Here is an 18099-nt window from a genome sequence, read left to right as displayed (position 1 = left end):
ACACTAAGCGTGGCGGGACAAAAGATCCGCATCAGGCTCAAGGCCTACGACCATGAGGCGATCGACGCGTCAGCGCGCAAGATCGTCGAAACGGTCACCCGTACGGGTGCCCGCGTCGTCGGACCGGTGCCGTTGCCGACAGAAAAGAACGTGTACTGCGTCATCCGTTCGCCGCACAAGTACAAGGACTCGCGCGAACACTTCGAGATGCGTACTCACAAGCGGCTCATTGACATCCTCGACCCGACACCGAAGACGGTGGACGCGCTCATGCGCATCGACCTCCCGGCCAGTGTCGACGTCAACATCCAGTGAGCGCGGAGACAACGATGACTGATAACAAGAACCGGCCTGCGACAGGAATTCTGGGCACCAAGCTCGGAATGACCCAGGTCTTCGACGAGAACAACCGCGTCGTTCCGGTGACCGTGATCAAGGCAGGCCCCAATGTGGTCACCCAGATCCGCACCCAGGAACGTGACGGCTACAGCGCCGTCCAGGTCGCATTCGGTGCGATCGATCCGCGCAAGGTGAACAAGCCCACCACCGGCCAGTTCGAGAAGGCAGGTGTCACGCCGCGTCGCCACATCGTGGAGATCCGCGTTGCCGACGCCTCGCAGTTCGAGGTCGGCCAGGAGCTCACCGCTGCAGTGTTCGAGGACGGCGCATACGTCGACGTCACCGGCACCAGCAAGGGCAAGGGCTTCGCCGGAACCATGAAGCGTCACGGCTTCAAGGGTCAGGGCGCGAGCCACGGTGCACAGGCTGTGCACCGTCGCCCCGGATCCATCGGTGGCTGCGCAACTCCGGGCCGCGTGTTCAAGGGAATGCGCATGTCCGGACGTATGGGTGGCGATCGCGTAACCACGCAGAACCTCTCGGTCCACAAGGTGGACAGCGAAAACGGTCTGCTGCTGATCAAGGGAGCTATCCCGGGCCGTCGCGGCAACGTCGTGATCGTCAAGTCTGCATTGAAGGGTGGTGCACGGGCATGACCAGCCTCGACAAGAAGACCGAAACCAACTTGACGCTGGACGTCAAAGAGGTCGGTGGCAAGACCAACGGAACCGTCGATCTGCCGTCGGCGATCTTCGACGCACCCGCGAACATCGCGCTCCTCCACCAGGTCGTCATTGCGCAGCTCGCAGCGGCACGCCAAGGAACGCACTCCACGAAGACTCGTGGCGAGGTTCGCGGCGGTGGCAAGAAGCCGTACCGCCAGAAGGGAACCGGCCGCGCCCGTCAGGGTTCGACCCGCGCTCCTCAGTTCGTCGGCGGTGGCACGGTCCACGGACCGCAGCCGCGCGACTACAGCCAGCGGACTCCCAAGAAGATGAAGGCAGCCGCATTGCGCGGTGCCCTCTCCGATCGGGCTCGCAGCGAGCGGATCCACGTGATCACCGAACTGGTTGCCGGACAGATTCCATCCACCAAGGGTGCGAAGACGTTCCTCGCCGAGCTCTCGGACCGCAAGAAGGTCCTGCTCGTCGTCGGACGCGAAGACACCGCAGCGTGGAAGAGCGTCCAGAACCTGGACGGCGTGCACCCCATCGCACCCGACCAGCTCAACACGTACGACGTGCTCAACGCCGATGACGTCATTTTCAGCGTGGAAGCGCTGAACACCTTCATCGCTGGGCCTGCAAAGAACGAGGAGGCAAGCAAGTGACCACGATCGCCGATCCCCGCGACATCTTGCTGGCACCGGTCATCTCCGAGAAGTCCTACGGACTGATCGAAGACGGCACGTACACGTTCCTGGTGCACCCGGACTCGAACAAGACGCAGATCAAGATTGCCGTCGAGAAGATCTTCGACGTCACCGTGACCAGCGTCAACACGATGAACCGTCAGGGCAAGCGTAAGCGGACCCGGTTCGGTTACGGCAAGCGCAAGGACACCAAGCGCGCGCTCGTAACGCTCTCCGCCGACAGCAAGCCCATCGAGATCTTCGGAGGTCCGGTCGCGTAAGCGACTGGGACTCTTCGGATATAGAGGACGAGAAGACTCATGGCAATCCGTAAATACAAGCCGACAACCCCGGGCCGTCGTGGCTCCAGCGTTTCCGATTTCGCTGAGATCACGCGTTCGACCCCCGAGAAGTCGCTGATCCGCCCGCTGCACGGTCGCGGTGGACGTAACGCACACGGTCGCATCACCACCCGGCACAAGGGTGGCGGTCACAAGCGTGCGTACCGTCTCATCGATTTCCGTCGCAACGACAAGGACGGCGTGCCGGCCAAGGTCGCTCACATCGAGTACGACCCCAACCGCACCGCGAACATCGCACTGCTGCACTTCGCAGACGGCGAGAAGCGCTACATCGTCGCACCCAAGGGCATCGCCCAGGGATCGCCGATCGAGCAGGGTGCCAATGCCGACATCAAGCCCGGCAACAACCTGCCCCTGCGCAACATCCCGACGGGTACGACCATCCACGCGGTCGAACTCCGTCCGGGTGGTGGCGCAAAGATGGCCCGCTCCGCTGGAGCGAGCATTCAGCTGCTCGGCAAGGAAGGCCCCTACGCCACGCTGCGTATGCCGTCCGGTGAGATCCGTCGCGTCGACGTGCGCTGCCGCGCAACCGTCGGCGAGGTCGGCAACGCCGAGCAGTCGAACATCAACTGGGGCAAGGCCGGCCGCATGCGCTGGAAGGGCAAGCGCCCGACCGTTCGTGGTGTCGTGATGAACCCGGTCGACCACCCGCACGGTGGCGGCGAGGGCAAGACCTCCGGTGGACGCCACCCGGTCAGCCCGTGGGGACAGCCGGAAGGCCGTACCCGCAAGAACAAGGCGAGCGACAAGCTGATTGTCCGTCGTCGTCGTACCGGCAAGAACAAGCGCTAGGAGGGAGTTCAGAATGCCACGCAGCCTGAAGAAAGGCCCGTTCGTAGACGATCACCTCCTCGCGAAGGTTGACGTCCAGAACGACAAGGGAACCAAGCAGGTCATCAAGACCTGGTCCCGTCGATCGACAATCCTGCCCGACTTCATCGGTCACACTTTCGCCGTCCACGACGGTCGCAAGCACGTACCGGTGTTCGTGTCCGACTCCATGGTCGGCCACAAGCTCGGGGAGTTCGCACCGACCCGCACGTTCAAGGGTCACATCAAGGACGACCGGAAGGCGAAGAGGCGATGACCAACTTCACCCCCACCGCCAATCCGACTGCCAAGGCCGTAGCGAAGCACGTTCGCGTCACGCCGATGAAGGCACGTCGCGTCGTGGATCTGGTTCGTGGGCGCTCCGTCGAGGACGCGCTCAACATCCTCAAGTTCGCGCCGCAGGCAGCGAGCGAGCCGGTCGCCAAGGTGATCGCGTCCGCAGCCGCCAACGCCGAGAACAACCTGGATCTCGATCCCAGCACGCTGATCGTCGCCACTGCATTCGTCGACGAGGGCACCACCCTCAAGCGATTCCAGCCGCGCGCTCAGGGCCGGGCATTCCGGATCCGCAAGCGCACCAGCCACATCACGGTGATCGTCGAAAGCCTGCCCAAGACCGGCGGAACGTCTCGCAACCGTCGTAAGGGCCAGGCGTCCAAGGAAGGGGCTCAGTAGTGGGTCAGAAAATCAACCCGCACGGCTTCCGCTTGGGTATCACCACTGACTGGAAGTCGCGCTGGTACGCAGACAAGCAGTACTCGGAGTACGTCAAGGAAGACGTCGAGATCCGCAAGCTTCTTGCCACCGGCATGGAGCGCGCGGGTATCGCCAAGGTCGAGATCGAGCGCACCCGCGACCGTGTTCGCGTGGACATCCACACGGCACGTCCCGGCATCGTCATCGGTCGTCGTGGTGCCGAGGCCGACCGCATCCGCGGAGCTCTCGAGAAGCTGACCGGCAAGCAGGTCCAGCTCAACATCCTCGAGGTCAAGAACGCCGAGTCCGAGGCTCAGCTCGTGGCCCAGGGTGTTGCCGAGCAGCTCAGCAACCGCGTCGCATTCCGTCGCGCAATGCGTAAGGCCATCCAGTCGGCCATGCGTCAGCCGAACGTCAAGGGCATTCGTGTTCAGTGCTCCGGCCGTCTCGGTGGCGCAGAAATGTCTCGCTCGGAGTTCTACCGCGAGGGACGCGTTCCCCTGCACACGCTCCGTGCCGACATCGACTACGGGCTGTACGAGGCCAAGACCACCTTCGGCCGCATCGGCGTGAAGGTCTGGATCTACAAGGGCGACATCGTCGGCGGACGGCGTGAACTCGCTGCCGCTGCGGCTCCGGCCGCCGGTGCAGACCGTCCCCGTCGTGAGCGTCCCACTCGTCCGCGTCGCAGCGGTGCCTCGGGCACCACGGCGACCAGCACCGAGGCCGGCCGCGCGGCATCCGCAACCGAGGCTCCGGCCTCGACCGAGCCCACTCAGGAGGGCTGACGCATGTTGATCCCCCGCCGGGTCAAGCACCGCAAGCAGCACCACCCGAAGCGTTCGGGTGCCGCCAAGGGCGGAACTCAGGTGACATTCGGTGACTACGGCATCCAGGCTCTCGAGCCCGCCTACATCACCAACCGTCAGATCGAGTCCGCTCGTATCGCGATCACTCGCCACATCAAGCGTGGCGGCAAGGTCTGGATCAACATCTTCCCGGACCGTCCGCTCACCAAGAAGCCTGCCGAGACCCGCATGGGTTCCGGTAAGGGTTCGCCCGAGTGGTGGATCGCGAACGTCAAGCCGGGCCGGGTGCTCTTCGAGCTGTCGTACCCCGACGAGACCATCGCGCGTGAGGCACTGACTCGCGCCATCCACAAGCTGCCCATCAAGGCACGCATCATCACCAGGGAGGAGCAGTTCTGATGGCTACCGGAACCCCAGCCGCAGAGCTCCGCGAGCTCACCGGTGAAGAGCTGGTCACCAAGCTGCGTGAGTCGAAGGAAGAGCTGTTCAACCTTCGTTTCCAGATGGCTACCGGCCAGTTGGACAACAACCGTCGACTGCGCGTGGTGCGCCACGAGATCGCGCGTATCTACACGGTGCTCCGCGAACGTGAGCTCGGCTTGGCCTCTGGTCCTTCCGAGGACACAGCAGGTGACGCAGCATGAGCGAGGAAAACACTGTGACTGAAGAGCGCAACAACCGTAAGGTCCGGATCGGCTACGTCGTATCCGACAAGATGGAAAAGACGATCGTGGTCGAGCTCGAGGACAGGGTCAAGCACCCCCTCTACAGCAAGATCATCCGTCGTACCACCAAGGTCAAGGCACATGACGAGAAGGGCGACGCCGGCGTAGGCGATCGCGTTCAGCTCATGGAGACCCGTCCGTTGTCCGCAACGAAGCACTGGCGACTGGTCGAGGTTCTCGAAAAGGCCAAGTAAGCACCGAGTGCTGGAAGAGCCCATTCCCGGGTCAACCGGGGATGGGCTCTTCTGTGTTCTCACCCGAGGTAGGAAGAGCGTTCGATGGACGAGAACCGACGCAAGGGCGTGACTGTCGTCATCCCCGTCCGCAATGCGGTCGCGACCCTGAGAGCCCAACTGGACGCCTTGGCGGTACAGGATCACGGCATCGACTTCGAGGTGATCATCAGCGACAACGGGTCGACCGATGGGCTGCGGGAGTTTCTCGACATGCGCCCTGACGACTACGGAATATGCGTTCGGTACGTCGATGCTTCCGGTTCTGCAGGCACATCGCACGCACGTAACGTGGGGGCATCGGCAGCTCGAACCGAGTTGCTGGCGTTCTGCGACGGCGATGACGTCGTCCGGCCCCAGTGGTTGAGCGAACTGGTGGCTGCCGCATCGACGGCGGATCTGGTGAGTGGCTCGGTGGACACATCGAGGGTGAATTCTCCTACGGTGTGCCGTCGCCGCCCGATGACCCCCTCGAGCGCGGGATTCGACACCGACTTTCTCCCGTACGTCCCAGGCTGCAACTTCGCGGTATGGGCCGATGTCTTTCATGCAGTGCACGGTTTCGACGAGACCTTGACCGAGGCAGGCGAGGACCTCGACTTCTCCTGGCGTGTACAACTGGCCGGGTTCCGCATGGCTCATGCAGGAGCCGCGACCGTCGACTACCGCCTCAGACCGACGATGCGCGAGTTCTGGTCACAGGTGCGGCGATACGCGGTCGGCGACGTTCAGCTGTATGTGGCGTATCGCGACTACGGGTTCGCCGGTCTGTCGGTCAGGGTCTTCTCGCAGCATGTGCTGCGACTGCTGGTGACCAATCCACTGGTGCCGCAGAGCTTGTCGCGGGTGCCCCGAGAACGCTGGATCGCAGCTGCGGCTGTGGTCGTCGGTCACGTCCAGGGATCGATCCGGTACCGCACGCTGTTCCTGTGATCGAGGGTCACCTGCCCAGCAGGCCACCGAGCGCCCCACCGACGCCGGCTTGTTCCCCGCTGCCGGCACCACCGATCAATCCGCCCGGCGGCTGTTCCGACGGCTGTACGACGACGAATCCCTGACCCGCGAACTCGAGGGTGAATCGCTCACCGGTCGAACGGCCGATCAGGGTCCCGAGTCCGAACGAATCGTTCTTCTTCACCCGTGTCTGCAAGGACGACGACCACGCGACCGCAGCTTGCGGATCTGCGAACGTCGGCTGATCGACGTTCAGCACCACCGGCACGCCGTCGGTCGTGATGGCGATCCGCCCGCGTCCGGTGAACACACAATTGAAGAAGCCCGCGTTTCCACCTGCCGCCGCGCCCTGGACTCGCTTGACGTCGTAACTCAGCGAGGACTCGAAGGCCAGCACGTTGGCACCGTTGATGGTCAGTCCATCCGTGCCGTCCAGGTCGATCAGATGGACATCCTGCGCAGCGTTGGCGAGGAAGAGGTCACCCTGACCCGATACCTTCATCAGCGGCACACCCTCCCCGGAGAGCGCCTGCTTCAGTGCCCGACCCAAACCGCCCGAGCCCTGCGCCTCGAATTTCAGGTTGCCCTGATAGGCGACCATCGAGCCCGCCCGGGCCATCAGCTCGCCGCTCAGACCCACCCGGCACATCTTGCTGCCCTGCTTCTGAATGCCGGATCCGGGAACCTCGGCGTGTACGGGCGCGAACAGTTCGCTTCTCATGGCCAGAACTCCTTGTTGGACAGGTGAATTCACGGGTGATTCGGTGTTCTGCGACGGGGTTGTCGTCGATGCCTCGGGCGGCGGCTGCTCGTCGTCTTCGATACTGATCCCGAAAGCGGTGGCCAGCCCGGCCAACCCGTCCGCGTACCCCTGGCCGACCGCGCGGATCTTCCACTGCTCGGCGCGCCGGTAGAACTCCAGGCACACCAGAGCGCTTTCGTCCCCGAGAGCATCGGCTGCGAACCCGACCAGCGCAGTACCCGACGCGTCGGAGACCGTCACCGACGTAGGGCCAGCGGCGGCGAACGTTGCCGGACCGCTTCCGTCCAGCGAGGCTGCGATGGCGACCGTCTCGATGTCGGGAGGAATCGCGGACGGATCCACCCGGACCAGATGGCCGGAAGACGTCCGCCGGTACTCCACACCCGCGCCCGCCGGCTGGTTGTAGAACACCAGATCTGCGTCCGAACGCACACGTCCGTCCCGCCCCAACAGCAATGCGGATACATCGACGGAGGTCGAGCTGGCCAACGTCACTGTCAGGGGGCCGGACGGAGCGGGGCAGTTCTCCCCGCGAGCGAGGCTTTTCACCGGATCCAGTGTGCCAGTGTCGGACGCCTGCTGTCAGGAACGTGCGAGTTCGATGACTTCTTCCTCGGTCGGTGGACTCTTGGGGTGGTACGACAGGCACAGGGGAGTGGCCGTGCGTCGGAACTCGGCACCTTCCACGGCTGCATAGAACTGACCGGCGGGCAGACGCCCGACGTCGGGAACCGAACCGCCCTTGACTCGCGCCATCTCCTTGGCCGCATCGACCTGCGACGGGCTGTTCAACAGACCGTAGAACTGAGTCGACGCATTGCCGGCAATACGGTTGTGCAGACCCTTCGGAGCTTGGGTGGCGAACACCAGACCGAGCCCGTACTTACGTGCCTGCGACGCCAGAGCCAGGGTGCTGTGTGTCGCCGCGGTCGTCCTGTCCGACGGCGCGAAGTTCTGCGCCTCGTCCATGACGAACAGACCGCCCAGCGGCCGGTCGCCCGCAGGATTCTTCTTTATCCAGGCGAACAACCCCATCTGCAGCTGGTTGACGAAACTCTGCTTCTGCTCGTCGGTGGTCAGACCGGCCAGGTTGATCACCGACACCCTGGCCTTCTTGCCCTCGACCGGCGTCAGCAGAACAGCCGGATCGACCGGCGTACCTGCTCCGGCGAACATCGGATCGTTCGCGGCGGCGGCTTTGAGATTCTCGGCCAGACCGGCAGCGATGCGGACAGCGTCGCGCATCTCGCTGGCGTCCTCGGGGAATTCCTCGAGCAAGTCGATGAAGTCTGTGAGATTGCCACCGTGCGGCCGTCGACCGAACAGATCGAGTGCCGACTTCAGCACGGCTCGACCGTGTTTGGCCTTCTGCGAGGTACCGAGAACGCCGGCGGCCGGTTCGAGCGAGGCCAGTGCGGACTCGACGGAGGCATCGAACTCGTCGGCGTCACCGAGGACGCTGACGAAATCGGGAAGTGGCTGGAAGCTGAGTGGGCGACCCGCAGACTTACGCGGCGTCCAGACCACGACGTCGGTGTCGCGCAGGTACGCCGATGCTTTGGCTTCGTCCCCTGGTGGCCAGGTGCGTTCGTCCTCCGGCCATGCGGTGCCGAGCCGAGCCAGGTCGTTGTTGACGTCAAGTACGATTGCCGAAACACCCTGCAGCGCACACTCTTCCACGAGGCGGCGGATCAGCACCGTCTTGCCCGAGCCGGAGCCGGCAAAGATCGCGGTGTGCTTGCGCAGCGCTTCGAGGGGAACGGCGACATCGGCGCCGGTGCTCAATTCGGCACCCACCACGATGGACGGCCGACGCGATGCGGCCGGTGCGGCCGCGGTGATCGGGGTCTCGGGTTCGATGAGCGCCGTGTCGTCGTCGACGACGCTCACGGCAGGCAACACGGCCCCGAACAGTTCGACGTCGTGTGCCGGCTTGCGTGCGAGCAGCCAGGAGGTGAGCGCGGGGGAGTTCTCGCTCAGCAGGATCGACAATGCTGCCAATGCCCGACGGTCCTCGTCGCTCAAGGGCACCACGACGCCTCCGGCGCGACGCAGAGCTGCGATGGTCTGCTCGGTCTTCGCTCCGTTGGGCCACGGGTCGTTCCTGATCAGAATCAGCCGCCGTTTGGGCATGTCGACGCGGAGACCCGCTGTGGTCACTGCGCGCTCCACTCGGGCCAGCGCGGCCCGAGCATTGCCGGACGTCACCGCACGGAAGCACCAGTGCTCCTCGTCGTCGGTGTCGGTGTCGACGGTATGGCGGAGCCGGGCGTGCAGGGCAGGCTTGCCGCTCGGGGGCGGATCCTGGGCCAGGCTGTCGTCGGACGACTGGTGTTCGTGAATCCAGGCCGTCAGACCCGCGGACAACAGTGCGGGAACGATCGAGTCCTCGCTGTCGGGTCGCAGCGGAACGGAGACGTCCACCTGTTCGCGAAGTTGCCGGTAGCGATCGTCGAGTGTGTCGAGTTCGTTGACCCGCGCGGTGGGAAGTTCCGGCGCATCTGCCGGGCCGGACCGGTCGGTGAAGCTCGTCAGCTCCGACGCGATGCCGGTGTCGAGGCAGTGCCGGATGTGGCGATCGACGGCAATGAGCAGCTGGCGCGGAGTGAAGTCCGGGGCTTGCTCGAACGCGTCGGGGGCCACCGGCCACGTCGGGTGCGGCGGAATGAAGCCGGCTTCGAGGAAGCACGCTGCCAGGCGGCGTCCGAGCAGCAGCCGACCGATGTCCGACGACGGAATCGGCTTGAGCGACTGAGTGACTCGGAAGCGGTCTCGCATAGGAGCAACTCCGCGGGCAGCGATCAGTTCCCACGCACTCGACAGAGCCGACAGCACCGAGGCGGTGCGGGGGAGTGTCTCGCGTAGAGACATCAGCCCGTGCGCCAGCTGTTCGACGACCTTGTCCTCCTGCGCGTCGGCGAACTCCTGATCGGATCCGGTGCGCGACTGGGCGACGAGAGTGTCGATCTGGTCGATCGCGAGAATCGTCGGGCCGGTGATCGCGAGCAGTCGCGAAATGTTCTCGGCGATGCCCTGATGGCCGAGCTCGGCGCGGCGAATTCCCCACCCCGAGAACTCCTCGGGATCGACGTCGTCGATGGACTGCAGGTATGCGTCGCCCAGGTCCTGGACCGCAGAGTCCGGGGCAATGGACAGCACCAGTGCGCGCAGTGTGTGCTGCGACGTCCGGCGATGGCGGGGGTGCACCTTGTACACCGCGGTGACGAAGGCATCGAGCGTCTCGGCGTCGATCATGTTCTCGCCCATGATCTTTGCGCGCTCATCCTCGGACGCGTCGCCGATCTCGCACAGGCGTCGAAGCAGCAAACCGAGCTGACTGTCGGATCCGCGACCGGACGGGCGCATCAGATCGTCGAGCATTCCCATCAGCGTCGAGCGCCAGAATCCGGCGGCGTCGAGGAGCCGGATCAGGAAGAAGTAACCCCCCTTGAGCTGTACTTCCTCGCGCACCTGGCCCAGTAGGTGCGTCTTGCCCGAGCCGGCAGGCCCACGCACGACGACGCCGAGAGGGCTGGCGTCATCGGACACATCGGCATCGTCGTACGCATTCATCACTTCGAGGAACACCCGCTCGTGCATCCCCGGCACATGCACGTTCGACTGCGAACGCCACACGTCGTCGGGTGTCGGTGCCCAGCTCAGCCGCACCGATTCGAGGGCTCGGATCTGCTCGCTGTCCGTCATCGTCGACTCAACGCCCATCATGCTTCGATCGAGAGAAGGTGGTTCTGCTGATTACCGACGACGACGGCGGCAGCACGTTCCTCGTCCGTCAGTGTCTTCTGATTCTCTTCGGGGATCAACGAAACGTCCGAAGCTCGTCGCAGGCGTGCGAGAGCGTCGTCGAGGTCGCTTCTCGGTATGTCGTGCAACTCGTTTCGCAGTCGCGAGAGTCGAACCGTGCTGCCGGGTTCACGTGCGAGCCGCGCGTAAGCCGTGCGAATCGAGGCTTCGATCTCGACCGTCTCGTCGGACTTCTCGGACTTCTCGGACCTGTCGGCGGGTGCGGGTTCGTCCTCGCGGGGCGAGAACACATCCGCCGGACGGCTGTCGGTGCGATCGAGCCATCGCCGCAACCCGGCCAACACGGTGAACATCGCCTTACCGGCTCCGGTCGATCGAGCCGGGGGTTCACCGCCGATGAGTTCACCGCAGGTACGCCACCCCTTGTCGGTCAGTTCGAGAGTCATCGGGCGTACCGAGGAGTTCACCTCGATCAGACCTGCGTTCTTCAGCTTGTCGCGAGAAGGCTTGGCCAATTCGGGGCCCATCGTTCTGAGTTCGGAATTCTTGACCGGACTCGCTTCGGCCATCAGGACCAGTAGCACTGCTGCCTCGGTCCCGTTCAGGTCTTCGGTACTCATCGAGGATCCCCCTTCGATCGTCTTCTCGATACTGCCTCGCGGATGGTAGCGACAGCGCGGTGCGGGTCGTCCATCACCTGAGCGTTGGTGAACCGCAACACCATGTAACCGTGTGTCTGCAGATGGTTGTCGCGCACGCGGTCCTCGGCGAAACGCTCGGGTGCACGGTGTTCGTTCCCGTCGATTTCCACGACGACTCTCTCGGTGCGCCACAGTACGTCGACTGTGAACGGTCGGCTGAGCTCGCCGAGCCGGATCGAGCGATTGTGTTCCCGTCCGGTGGCCCACTCGTGCACGTCCAGCGCTCGATACAAGCGCTTCTCCGGATCACTGGCCGGGTGCGGATGTCCGGCGATCGGTGGATAGCTCAGTGGGCGAAACCGATCGAGGACGGTGCTGACGCCGGTGGGCACTGCGGGCGCACGAACCGACACCGACGGGAACCGATCCATGCCCGACGCCCCGTCTCCGATGACCCACACCGCCATCCCGGCGTGCGTGCACAGCCATTCCGCCGCAGTTGCGGCGACACCGGCATCGATGCCCGTGGGTACGACCAGCACGAGCGCGGCGGAACGGCGACGTTGAGCAACTGCGAGTATCCGCGCCGAACCCGCAGCCCGGGTTTCCACGGTGAACGCCGCTCGACGCGGTGACCGCCCGGCGACGGCCGCGTCGGCGAGAGCTCCGACGTAGGGGCCGAAGTGCACGGTATCGGCGGCCAGCCGCACAGCTGTCGTGCGCGCCGCGCGCCGATCCAACGTGGACGTGCCTGCCTGGTGGTCGAATTCCGGAAGCCAGAGCTCAACCGAGTTCGCCGCCGCATTCTCCAGCTCGTCGACCACGGCATCCACGAGGTCGACAGTCCGTTTCGCAGACGTAGGCTCGAGTGCGAAGAAAACGATTGCAGGCGCAGCGGTGGGCAGCGGGTTCACCGAATCGGCGAGCTCGCGTTCGGTGGCACCGTGCACTCGAACGACTCGATGCATGGGTAAGCCCGACCACCAGCCCACGGTAATGTCGTTCGACGTCATCGCCCTGCCACGACGATCCGAAGATGTTCCATCCCCGAAACCGTACCGAGAGTCCTGGGTCCGTTGGCAACGGCTGGAGAGCGGGCGATCACGATTTGGATCCACGGGGGCCGTTCCCCTACACTTGACCGGTTGCCTGTGGCAGCGGTGTGCCTTCGTGCGCCCGTACCCGGCAGCCGACCGCGCGTGTCGGGACGGAAATCCGGCACGTACGTACATCCAGGTCAAGGAGAAGTGAGTGATTCAGCAGGAGTCGCGAGTACGCGTCGCTGATAACACGGGCGCAAAGGAAATCCTTTGCATCCGCGTTCTCGGTGGCTCGTCACGTCGCTACGCCGGAATCGGCGACATCATCGTAGCTACGGTGAAAGACGCCATCCCCGGTGGAAACATCAAGAAGGGTGAGGTCGTCAAGGCCGTCATCGTCCGCACCGTCAAGGAGCGCCGTCGTCCGGATGGCTCGTACATCCGCTTCGACGAGAACGCTGCTGTGCTGATCAAGCCGGACAACGATCCCCGTGGAACCCGTATCTTCGGCCCGGTCGGCCGCGAGCTGCGTGAGAAGAAGTTCATGAAGATCGTCTCGCTCGCCCCGGAGGTGCTGTAAATGAAGGTGCACAAGGGCGACACCGTTCTCGTGATCGCAGGCAAGGACAAGGGCGCCAAGGGCAAGGTCATTCAGGCCTACCCCGCTGACTCCAAGGTTCTGGTCGAGGGCGTGAACCGCATCAAGAAGCACACCGCGGTCTCCGCCAACCAGCGCGGCGCATCCTCGGGTGGCATCGTCACTCAGGAAGCCCCGATCCACGTATCGAACGTTGCAGTGGTCGACTCGGACGGAAACCCCACTCGCGTGGGCTACCGGACCGATGAGGAATCCGGCAAGCGCGTTCGAGTTTCCCGGAAGAACGGGAAGGACATCTGAGATGACTACCACCGAAAACATCGCGGGCGAACAGCCCCGCCTCAAGGCGCGCTACCGCGCCGAGATCAAAGACGCCCTGAACACCGAATTTGCATACGAGAACGTCATGCGGATCCCCGGCATCGTCAAGGTCGTCGTCAACATGGGTGTCGGCGACGCCGCCCGTGACGCCAAGCTGATCAACGGTGCAGTTGCCGACCTCGCTGCCATCACCGGCCAGAAGCCGGAGATCCGCAAGGCTCGCAAGTCCATCGCACAGTTCAAGCTGCGCGAAGGAATGCCCATCGGCGCACGCGTCACCCTCCGTGGCGACCGCATGTGGGAGTTCCTCGACCGTCTGGTCTCCATTGCCCTTCCCCGAATCAGGGACTTCCGCGGCCTCTCGGGCACGCAGTTCGACGGCAACGGAAACTACACGTTCGGCCTCAACGAGCAGTCGATGTTCCACGAGATCGACGTGGACAAGATCGACCGTCCGCGCGGCATGGACATCACCGTAGTAACCACCGCAACCAACAACGAAGAAGGCCGCGCGCTGCTCAAGCACCTCGGCTTCCCGTTCAAGGAGAACTGAGTCCATGGCGAAGAAGGCATTGGTCAACAAGGCCAACAAGAAGCCGAAGTTCGCGGTGCGTGCATACACTCGCTGCAACCGCTGCGGCCGTCCCCATTCCGTGTTCCGCAAGTTCGGCCTCTGCCGTATCTGCGTGCGCGAAATGGCACACGCCGGAGAGCTTCCCGGAGTTCGCAAGAGCTCCTGGTGATCTGAAGCCTCCGGGCTTCACCACACCACGCTGATGGGCGTGGGTTCCGAAAGGAACCCACGCCCATTTTGTGTTGCTCGAATCCTGATTTTCACACAGTCCACACGTCGTGTCGTAGCTCCAGTGAGCGGACCAGGCCGACCGCCGCATGATGATCATGGCTGTCGATGATCAGCAGCAGGCCACGCTCGGACATCGCCGACGCGAAGGCGTCGATGGAGACGGTTCTACACCCGGGCGGCATATCCGGGTCTCCGAGTTCACGATAGGTGTCGGCGATCGCTACTGCCTCCTCATCCGGGTCGAATCCCCAGACGGTCACGAAATGTCCTACATTCCAATCGAATTCGGTCAGTTCCGCGGTGTGAACATTCGCCACCAGGCCGAATCGGAAGTGCGCGTCGGCAAGGCGGACAAGTAGCAGGCGTAGCCGCTCGGCACCGGGCCCCATGATCGGAACGACGGCAACGCGGTGGTCGGTTGCCGTCTCGATGCCCTCTGCGAGACCTGCCGCTGTGGTCCCGGCTGCGTCGATCGATGCGGCCCTCGGCAGTGCGTCCCACCCGTCGGTGATTCGAGGGGTTCCGGGAGGACCGGTCGACTCGACCTCGACCGGCCAGATCGCGGACCCTGATGCGACCGCAAGTGCCGCCACGCCCGGTGCATCGTCGCCCATGACGGCCGTCAGCGCAACCGATGCCGAGAACGGTCCGCAGAGTTGATCCGGTTGCGGCAGAACGCGATCGAGCTCCGAGGCAATAGTGCTTGCCCTGGGGAACCGGCGCAGCATCTCAGTAGATCCAGCGCAACGATTCGAGCAGTTCGTCCTCGGTATGGCTCTCCGCCCACGCGGCGTCGGCGTCCCGGCAGGCAACGAATGCGCCCAGAAGTTCCTCGCCCAACACGTCTCGGACCAGTGCTGACGACAGTAGGTCTTCGCGCTGCTGCGCGTGGGTGGTCGCGAGTGCGGAGATCCCCGCGGTCTCGCGGCGCGCGTCGTCCCAACCTCCCACGTCCTCCTGGATCGGTGACGGCAACTGCGCCGAATCCGCCACTCCCGACAGGCCGGCCGCGATCGTGACGGCCAGTGCCATATACGGATTGGCGGACGCGTCGCATGCCTTCAACTCGACGTTGGTGTGTTCCGGGCCGAGAAGTGGCGTGGCCGGTACGAGTCGCACTGCAGCCTCACGGTTTTCGACGCCCCAGAACCCGAAGGCGCCTGCCCAGTAGCCCGGTCGACGACGCAGCAGCGACCCCGAACTCGGTGCCGTGATGGCAGTGAGTCCCGAAAGTTCTCGAACGAGGCCCGCGATGTACGCCCGCCCGGTGTCGGACAGTCCGTACTCTCCGTCCCCGGTCAATGCGTTGTGACCGTCACGAACCAGTGACGTGTGCAGGTGCCACCCGTTACCTGCACTGCTCGATGAGGGCAGGGGAGCGAAGCTTGCCCGCAGGCCGTGAGCTTTCGCCGCTGAGTGGATGGTCTGCCGCGCGAGAACTTGCGCATCGGCTGCAGCAAGTGGATCGAGTGGACTCAATGCGATCTCCAGCTGGGAGCCGCCGTACTCGGCATGAATCTGACCGATGTCGAGGCCATTCGCAGTCAGCGCCTCGAGCAGCAGGACTACGAATTCGTCGACGTCGCGGAGTGCGTTCGCCGAGTAGGCAGGTCCGCGTTGAGCGGACAGCCCGTCCGATTCGCGAGTCAGGGCGAACTCGATCTCGAATCCGGCCCGCACCTCGAAACCCGCATCGGACGCCCTCTGAACCTGCCGCTCGAGAACAGCACGCTGATCGTAGGGCCACGGTGTGCCGTCCGCCGAGACCTGTCGTCCGTGTGCCCACGCCAGCCCCGGCTGTCCGGACAGGGCGACCACGCTCGACGCGCTCTCGATCACCGGAATCAACCGCACATCGCCGGACGGCGTCGACAGTCCCTCGTGGGCGAATGTGATCCCGTCGTGGGAATCGAATACCGCGAACACCGCGGTGACTCCCACTCCACGCCGTGCGACTGCAGTCAATTCTGCGGTGGGCACGGTGCGCGATCGGACGATGCCGTTGTTGTCGACCCAGCCGATAGTCACCCCGGCGATGTTGCGGTCACGCAGAGTGTGGGTGAGGTGGTCGATGTCGACTGCCTTCGAGTCCGTCATGATCCGACGTTAGCGAAGAAGTGGGAGTCCGGGTGTCCGACTGGACCCGAGCCGCTGCGCAATGGTAGGGCGATTTGGTCTTCGGGTGCGTGATGCCTACACTAGAGCGGTTGCCCGGGCTTCGTCGTGCCTGCACGCGAGTCCTTGCAATACAGAACGCAACCTCGAGTTCTCCGCACGTCAGCATCGAATGCGGAAGCTCGTAACACCTGGCAGTGCAGCGATGCATTGCTTGGAGCGCAACCCCTGACCGGCAACAGTCGGTCAGGACATGTTCACTTCGCTGTAGGCCCACGATGTGACGAGCCAGGCCCGTCGGTTTTCCGAAACCCACAGGCACCAGCCCGCGCGTGCTGCATGGGAACCGCTGCGAGAAAGGTGCACAGGTCACACCATGACGATGACCGATCCAATTGCAGACTTCTTGACTCGTCTGCGCAACGCCAATTCGGCGTACCACGACGAGGTGAAGCTTCCCCACTCGAAGCTCAAGGCGAACATCGCCGAGATCCTCAAGCGCGAGGGCTACATCTCCGATTACCGCACGGAAGACGCCGAGGTGGGCAAGACCCTCATCGTCGATCTGAAGTACGGCCCGAGCCGTGAGCGCAGCCTCGCCGGCGTGCGACGCGTCTCCAAGCCCGGTCTCCGGGTGTACGCAAAATCCACCAATCTGCCCAAGGTTCTCGGCGGCCTGGGCGTGGCGATCATCTCCACGTCCACCGGTCTGCTCACGGAGCGTCAGGCTGCCAAGCAGGGTGTGGGCGGAGAAGTCCTCGCCTACGTCTGGTAGGGGAGGCCACCACCATGTCACGTATTGGAAAATTGCCGGTCCCAGTCCCCGCTGGCGTCGATATCACCATCGACGGCCAGGACGTAGCGGTCAAGGGCCCCAAGGGTGCCCTGAGCCTGACAGTCGCCGAGCCCATCAAGATCGCCCGCGCCGACGACGGCACCATCGCCGTCACCCGACCGGACGACGAGCGTAAGAGCCGCTCGCTGCATGGCCTCTCGCGCACACTCGTTGCGAACCTCATCACCGGTGTCACCAACGGTTACACCACCAAGATGGAGATTCACGGCGTCGGTTACCGCGTCGTACTCAAGGGCAAGGACCTCGAGTTCGCACTCGGTTACAGCCATCCCGTGCTGATCGAAGCACCCGAGGGCATCACGTTCACGGTCGAGTCGCCCACGCGATTCACCGTTGTCGGCATCGACAAGCAGAAGGTCGGTCAGATCTCTGCCAACATTCGTCGTCTGCGGCGTCCGGACCCGTACAAGGGCAAGGGCATCCGCTACGAGGGTGAAGTGATCCGCCGCAAGGTCGGAAAGACGGGTAAGTGATATGAGCCAGCAAACAGCAGACAAGGCGAACGTCGTCAAGCGCACACCGCGCGGCACCGACGTCTCGACGAAGCGTCGCCTGTCGAAGGCACGTCGTCACTTCCGCCTTCGCAAGAAGATCTCCGGAACGCCCGAGCGTCCGCGCTTGGTCGTCAACCGGTCCTCGCGTCACATCCACGTGCAGTTGATCGACGATCTCGCGGGCCACACGCTGGCCAGCGCGTCGAGCATCGAAGCCGATGTGCGCGCACTCGAGGGCGACAAGAAGGCCGTCAGCGCGAAGGTCGGCGAACTCATCGCCAGCCGTGCGAAGGCAGCCGGCGTCGAGGCAGTCGTGTTCGACCGCGGCGGCAACAACTACAGCGGCCGCATCGCGGCACTCGCAGACGCTGCCCGCGAAGGCGGGTTGACGTTCTGAT

Annotated in this window: 25 protein-coding genes; 19 read left to right on the top strand and 6 right to left on the bottom strand. The window is 64.2% G+C overall.

Annotated features, from left to right (window positions below; genetic code table 11):
* The first annotated feature begins 9 nt into the window (after positions 1 to 9).
* The 12 genes from rpsJ (at position 10) to CH294_RS00975 (ending at position 6282) form a co-directional block, all read left to right on the top strand.
* Entirely contained in the window at positions 10 to 315 is a 306-nt protein-coding gene (gene rpsJ / locus CH294_RS01030; RefSeq protein WP_003938093.1) for a 30S ribosomal protein S10, read from the top strand.
* Between the two features lie 14 nt (positions 316 to 329).
* Positions 330 to 995, top strand: a complete 666-nt coding sequence (gene rplC, locus CH294_RS01025; protein WP_027496309.1) for a 50S ribosomal protein L3 — start codon at positions 330 to 332, stop codon at positions 993 to 995.
* A complete protein-coding gene (gene rplD, locus CH294_RS01020; protein ID WP_032404662.1) occupies positions 992 to 1669 on the top strand; it encodes a 50S ribosomal protein L4 in 678 nt (225 codons plus the stop codon). The genes rplC and rplD overlap by 4 nt, the downstream gene beginning before the upstream one ends.
* A complete protein-coding gene (rplW, locus tag CH294_RS01015) occupies positions 1666 to 1971 on the top strand; it encodes a 50S ribosomal protein L23 (protein WP_008718314.1) in 306 nt (101 codons plus the stop codon). Before rplD ends, rplW begins: the two co-directional genes overlap by 4 nt.
* Positions 1972 to 2010: 39 nt before the next feature.
* Entirely contained in the window at positions 2011 to 2847 is an 837-nt protein-coding gene (gene rplB, locus CH294_RS01010) for a 50S ribosomal protein L2 (RefSeq protein WP_008718311.1), read from the top strand.
* Between the two features lie 13 nt (positions 2848 to 2860).
* Complete coding sequence (gene rpsS, locus CH294_RS01005; protein WP_008718309.1) at positions 2861 to 3142, top strand: 30S ribosomal protein S19; 282 nt, start codon at positions 2861 to 2863, stop codon at positions 3140 to 3142.
* On the top strand, positions 3139 to 3561 hold the full coding sequence (gene rplV / locus CH294_RS01000; protein ID WP_027496311.1) for a 50S ribosomal protein L22: 423 nt from the start codon (positions 3139 to 3141) through the stop codon (positions 3559 to 3561). Before rpsS ends, rplV begins: the two co-directional genes overlap by 4 nt.
* A complete protein-coding gene (gene rpsC / locus CH294_RS00995; RefSeq protein WP_027496312.1) occupies positions 3561 to 4370 on the top strand; it encodes a 30S ribosomal protein S3 in 810 nt (269 codons plus the stop codon). Before rplV ends, rpsC begins: the two co-directional genes overlap by 1 nt.
* A gap of 3 nt (positions 4371 to 4373) precedes the next feature.
* The gene (gene rplP, locus CH294_RS00990; RefSeq protein WP_027496313.1) at positions 4374 to 4790 is read left to right on the top strand and encodes a 50S ribosomal protein L16; all 417 of its coding nucleotides are present in this window, start codon (positions 4374 to 4376) and stop codon (positions 4788 to 4790) included.
* Complete coding sequence (gene rpmC, locus CH294_RS00985; protein ID WP_032376634.1) at positions 4790 to 5035, top strand: 50S ribosomal protein L29; 246 nt, start codon at positions 4790 to 4792, stop codon at positions 5033 to 5035. Before rplP ends, rpmC begins: the two co-directional genes overlap by 1 nt.
* Positions 5032 to 5310 carry a 30S ribosomal protein S17 gene (gene rpsQ, locus CH294_RS00980; RefSeq protein ID WP_032376635.1) on the top strand — a complete coding sequence of 93 codons (279 nt, stop codon included), beginning with the start codon at positions 5032 to 5034 and terminating at the stop codon, positions 5308 to 5310. Before rpmC ends, rpsQ begins: the two co-directional genes overlap by 4 nt.
* An 84-nt stretch (positions 5311 to 5394) precedes the next feature.
* The gene (locus tag CH294_RS00975; RefSeq protein ID WP_094736740.1) at positions 5395 to 6282 is read left to right on the top strand and encodes a glycosyltransferase; all 888 of its coding nucleotides are present in this window, start codon (positions 5395 to 5397) and stop codon (positions 6280 to 6282) included.
* A gap of 7 nt (positions 6283 to 6289) precedes the next feature.
* On the opposite strand, the gene CH294_RS00970 is transcribed toward CH294_RS00975, so the two are convergent.
* Genes CH294_RS00970 through CH294_RS00955 form a run of 4 tightly spaced genes read right to left on the bottom strand, consistent with a single transcriptional unit; the run spans position 6290 to position 12485 of the window.
* Positions 6290 to 7624 carry an AIM24 family protein gene (locus CH294_RS00970; RefSeq protein WP_094736739.1) on the bottom strand — a complete coding sequence of 445 codons (1335 nt, stop codon included), beginning with the start codon at positions 7622 to 7624 and terminating at the stop codon, positions 6290 to 6292.
* A 24-nt stretch (positions 7625 to 7648) separates the two neighbouring features.
* On the bottom strand, positions 7649 to 10771 hold the full coding sequence (locus CH294_RS00965; protein ID WP_094736811.1) for an ATP-binding protein: 3123 nt from the start codon (positions 10769 to 10771) through the stop codon (positions 7649 to 7651).
* 17 nt (positions 10772 to 10788) lie between these two features.
* Positions 10789 to 11451 (bottom strand): hypothetical protein, encoded by a 663-nt coding sequence (locus CH294_RS00960; RefSeq protein WP_094736738.1) that lies wholly within the window; start codon positions 11449 to 11451, stop codon positions 10789 to 10791.
* Positions 11448 to 12485 carry a DUF559 domain-containing protein gene (locus tag CH294_RS00955; RefSeq protein ID WP_094736737.1) on the bottom strand — a complete coding sequence of 346 codons (1038 nt, stop codon included), beginning with the start codon at positions 12483 to 12485 and terminating at the stop codon, positions 11448 to 11450. Before CH294_RS00955 ends, CH294_RS00960 begins: the two co-directional genes overlap by 4 nt.
* Before the next feature lie 238 nt (positions 12486 to 12723).
* On the opposite strand from CH294_RS00955, the gene rplN reads away from it, so the two are divergent.
* From rplN to CH294_RS00935, 4 genes are read left to right on the top strand one after another with little or no spacing between them, the layout of a single operon-like run.
* Positions 12724 to 13092, top strand: a complete 369-nt coding sequence (gene rplN, locus CH294_RS00950) for a 50S ribosomal protein L14 (RefSeq protein WP_008718280.1) — start codon at positions 12724 to 12726, stop codon at positions 13090 to 13092.
* Positions 13093 to 13410 (top strand): 50S ribosomal protein L24, encoded by a 318-nt coding sequence (gene rplX, locus CH294_RS00945; RefSeq protein ID WP_008718278.1) that lies wholly within the window; start codon positions 13093 to 13095, stop codon positions 13408 to 13410.
* A gap of 1 nt (position 13411) precedes the next feature.
* Entirely contained in the window at positions 13412 to 13984 is a 573-nt protein-coding gene (rplE, locus tag CH294_RS00940; RefSeq protein WP_094736736.1) for a 50S ribosomal protein L5, read from the top strand.
* Between the two features lie 4 nt (positions 13985 to 13988).
* Complete coding sequence (locus tag CH294_RS00935; RefSeq protein ID WP_008718273.1) at positions 13989 to 14174, top strand: type Z 30S ribosomal protein S14; 186 nt, start codon at positions 13989 to 13991, stop codon at positions 14172 to 14174.
* A gap of 91 nt (positions 14175 to 14265) precedes the next feature.
* On the opposite strand, the gene CH294_RS00930 is transcribed toward CH294_RS00935, so the two are convergent.
* Together CH294_RS00930 and CH294_RS00925 are read right to left on the bottom strand one after the other, a co-directional pair.
* Positions 14266 to 14964, bottom strand: coding sequence for a hypothetical protein (locus CH294_RS00930; protein WP_094736735.1), 699 nt, complete (start codon positions 14962 to 14964; stop codon positions 14266 to 14268).
* 1 nt (position 14965) lies between these two features.
* Complete coding sequence (locus CH294_RS00925) at positions 14966 to 16333, bottom strand: glutamine synthetase family protein (protein WP_052057949.1); 1368 nt, start codon at positions 16331 to 16333, stop codon at positions 14966 to 14968.
* A gap of 394 nt (positions 16334 to 16727) precedes the next feature.
* On the opposite strand from CH294_RS00925, the gene rpsH reads away from it, so the two are divergent.
* The 3 genes from rpsH to rplR are packed head-to-tail and all read left to right on the top strand — an operon-like array spanning position 16728 to position 18098.
* Positions 16728 to 17126, top strand: a complete 399-nt coding sequence (gene rpsH, locus CH294_RS00920; protein ID WP_008718266.1) for a 30S ribosomal protein S8 — start codon at positions 16728 to 16730, stop codon at positions 17124 to 17126.
* A 14-nt stretch (positions 17127 to 17140) separates the two neighbouring features.
* Positions 17141 to 17680 (top strand): 50S ribosomal protein L6, encoded by a 540-nt coding sequence (rplF, locus tag CH294_RS00915; protein WP_032376650.1) that lies wholly within the window; start codon positions 17141 to 17143, stop codon positions 17678 to 17680.
* A 1-nt stretch (position 17681) separates the two neighbouring features.
* Positions 17682 to 18098, top strand: a complete 417-nt coding sequence (rplR, locus tag CH294_RS00910; RefSeq protein ID WP_032365631.1) for a 50S ribosomal protein L18 — start codon at positions 17682 to 17684, stop codon at positions 18096 to 18098.
* Position 18099 lies beyond the last annotated feature (1 nt).

The sequence above is a fragment of the Rhodococcus sp. 14-2483-1-1 genome, assembly GCF_002259335.1.
Lineage (GTDB): Bacteria > Actinomycetota > Actinomycetes > Mycobacteriales > Mycobacteriaceae > Rhodococcoides.
Note: the sequence above shows the minus strand (reverse complement) of the source record. Positions and strands in the feature narration are given on the sequence as shown.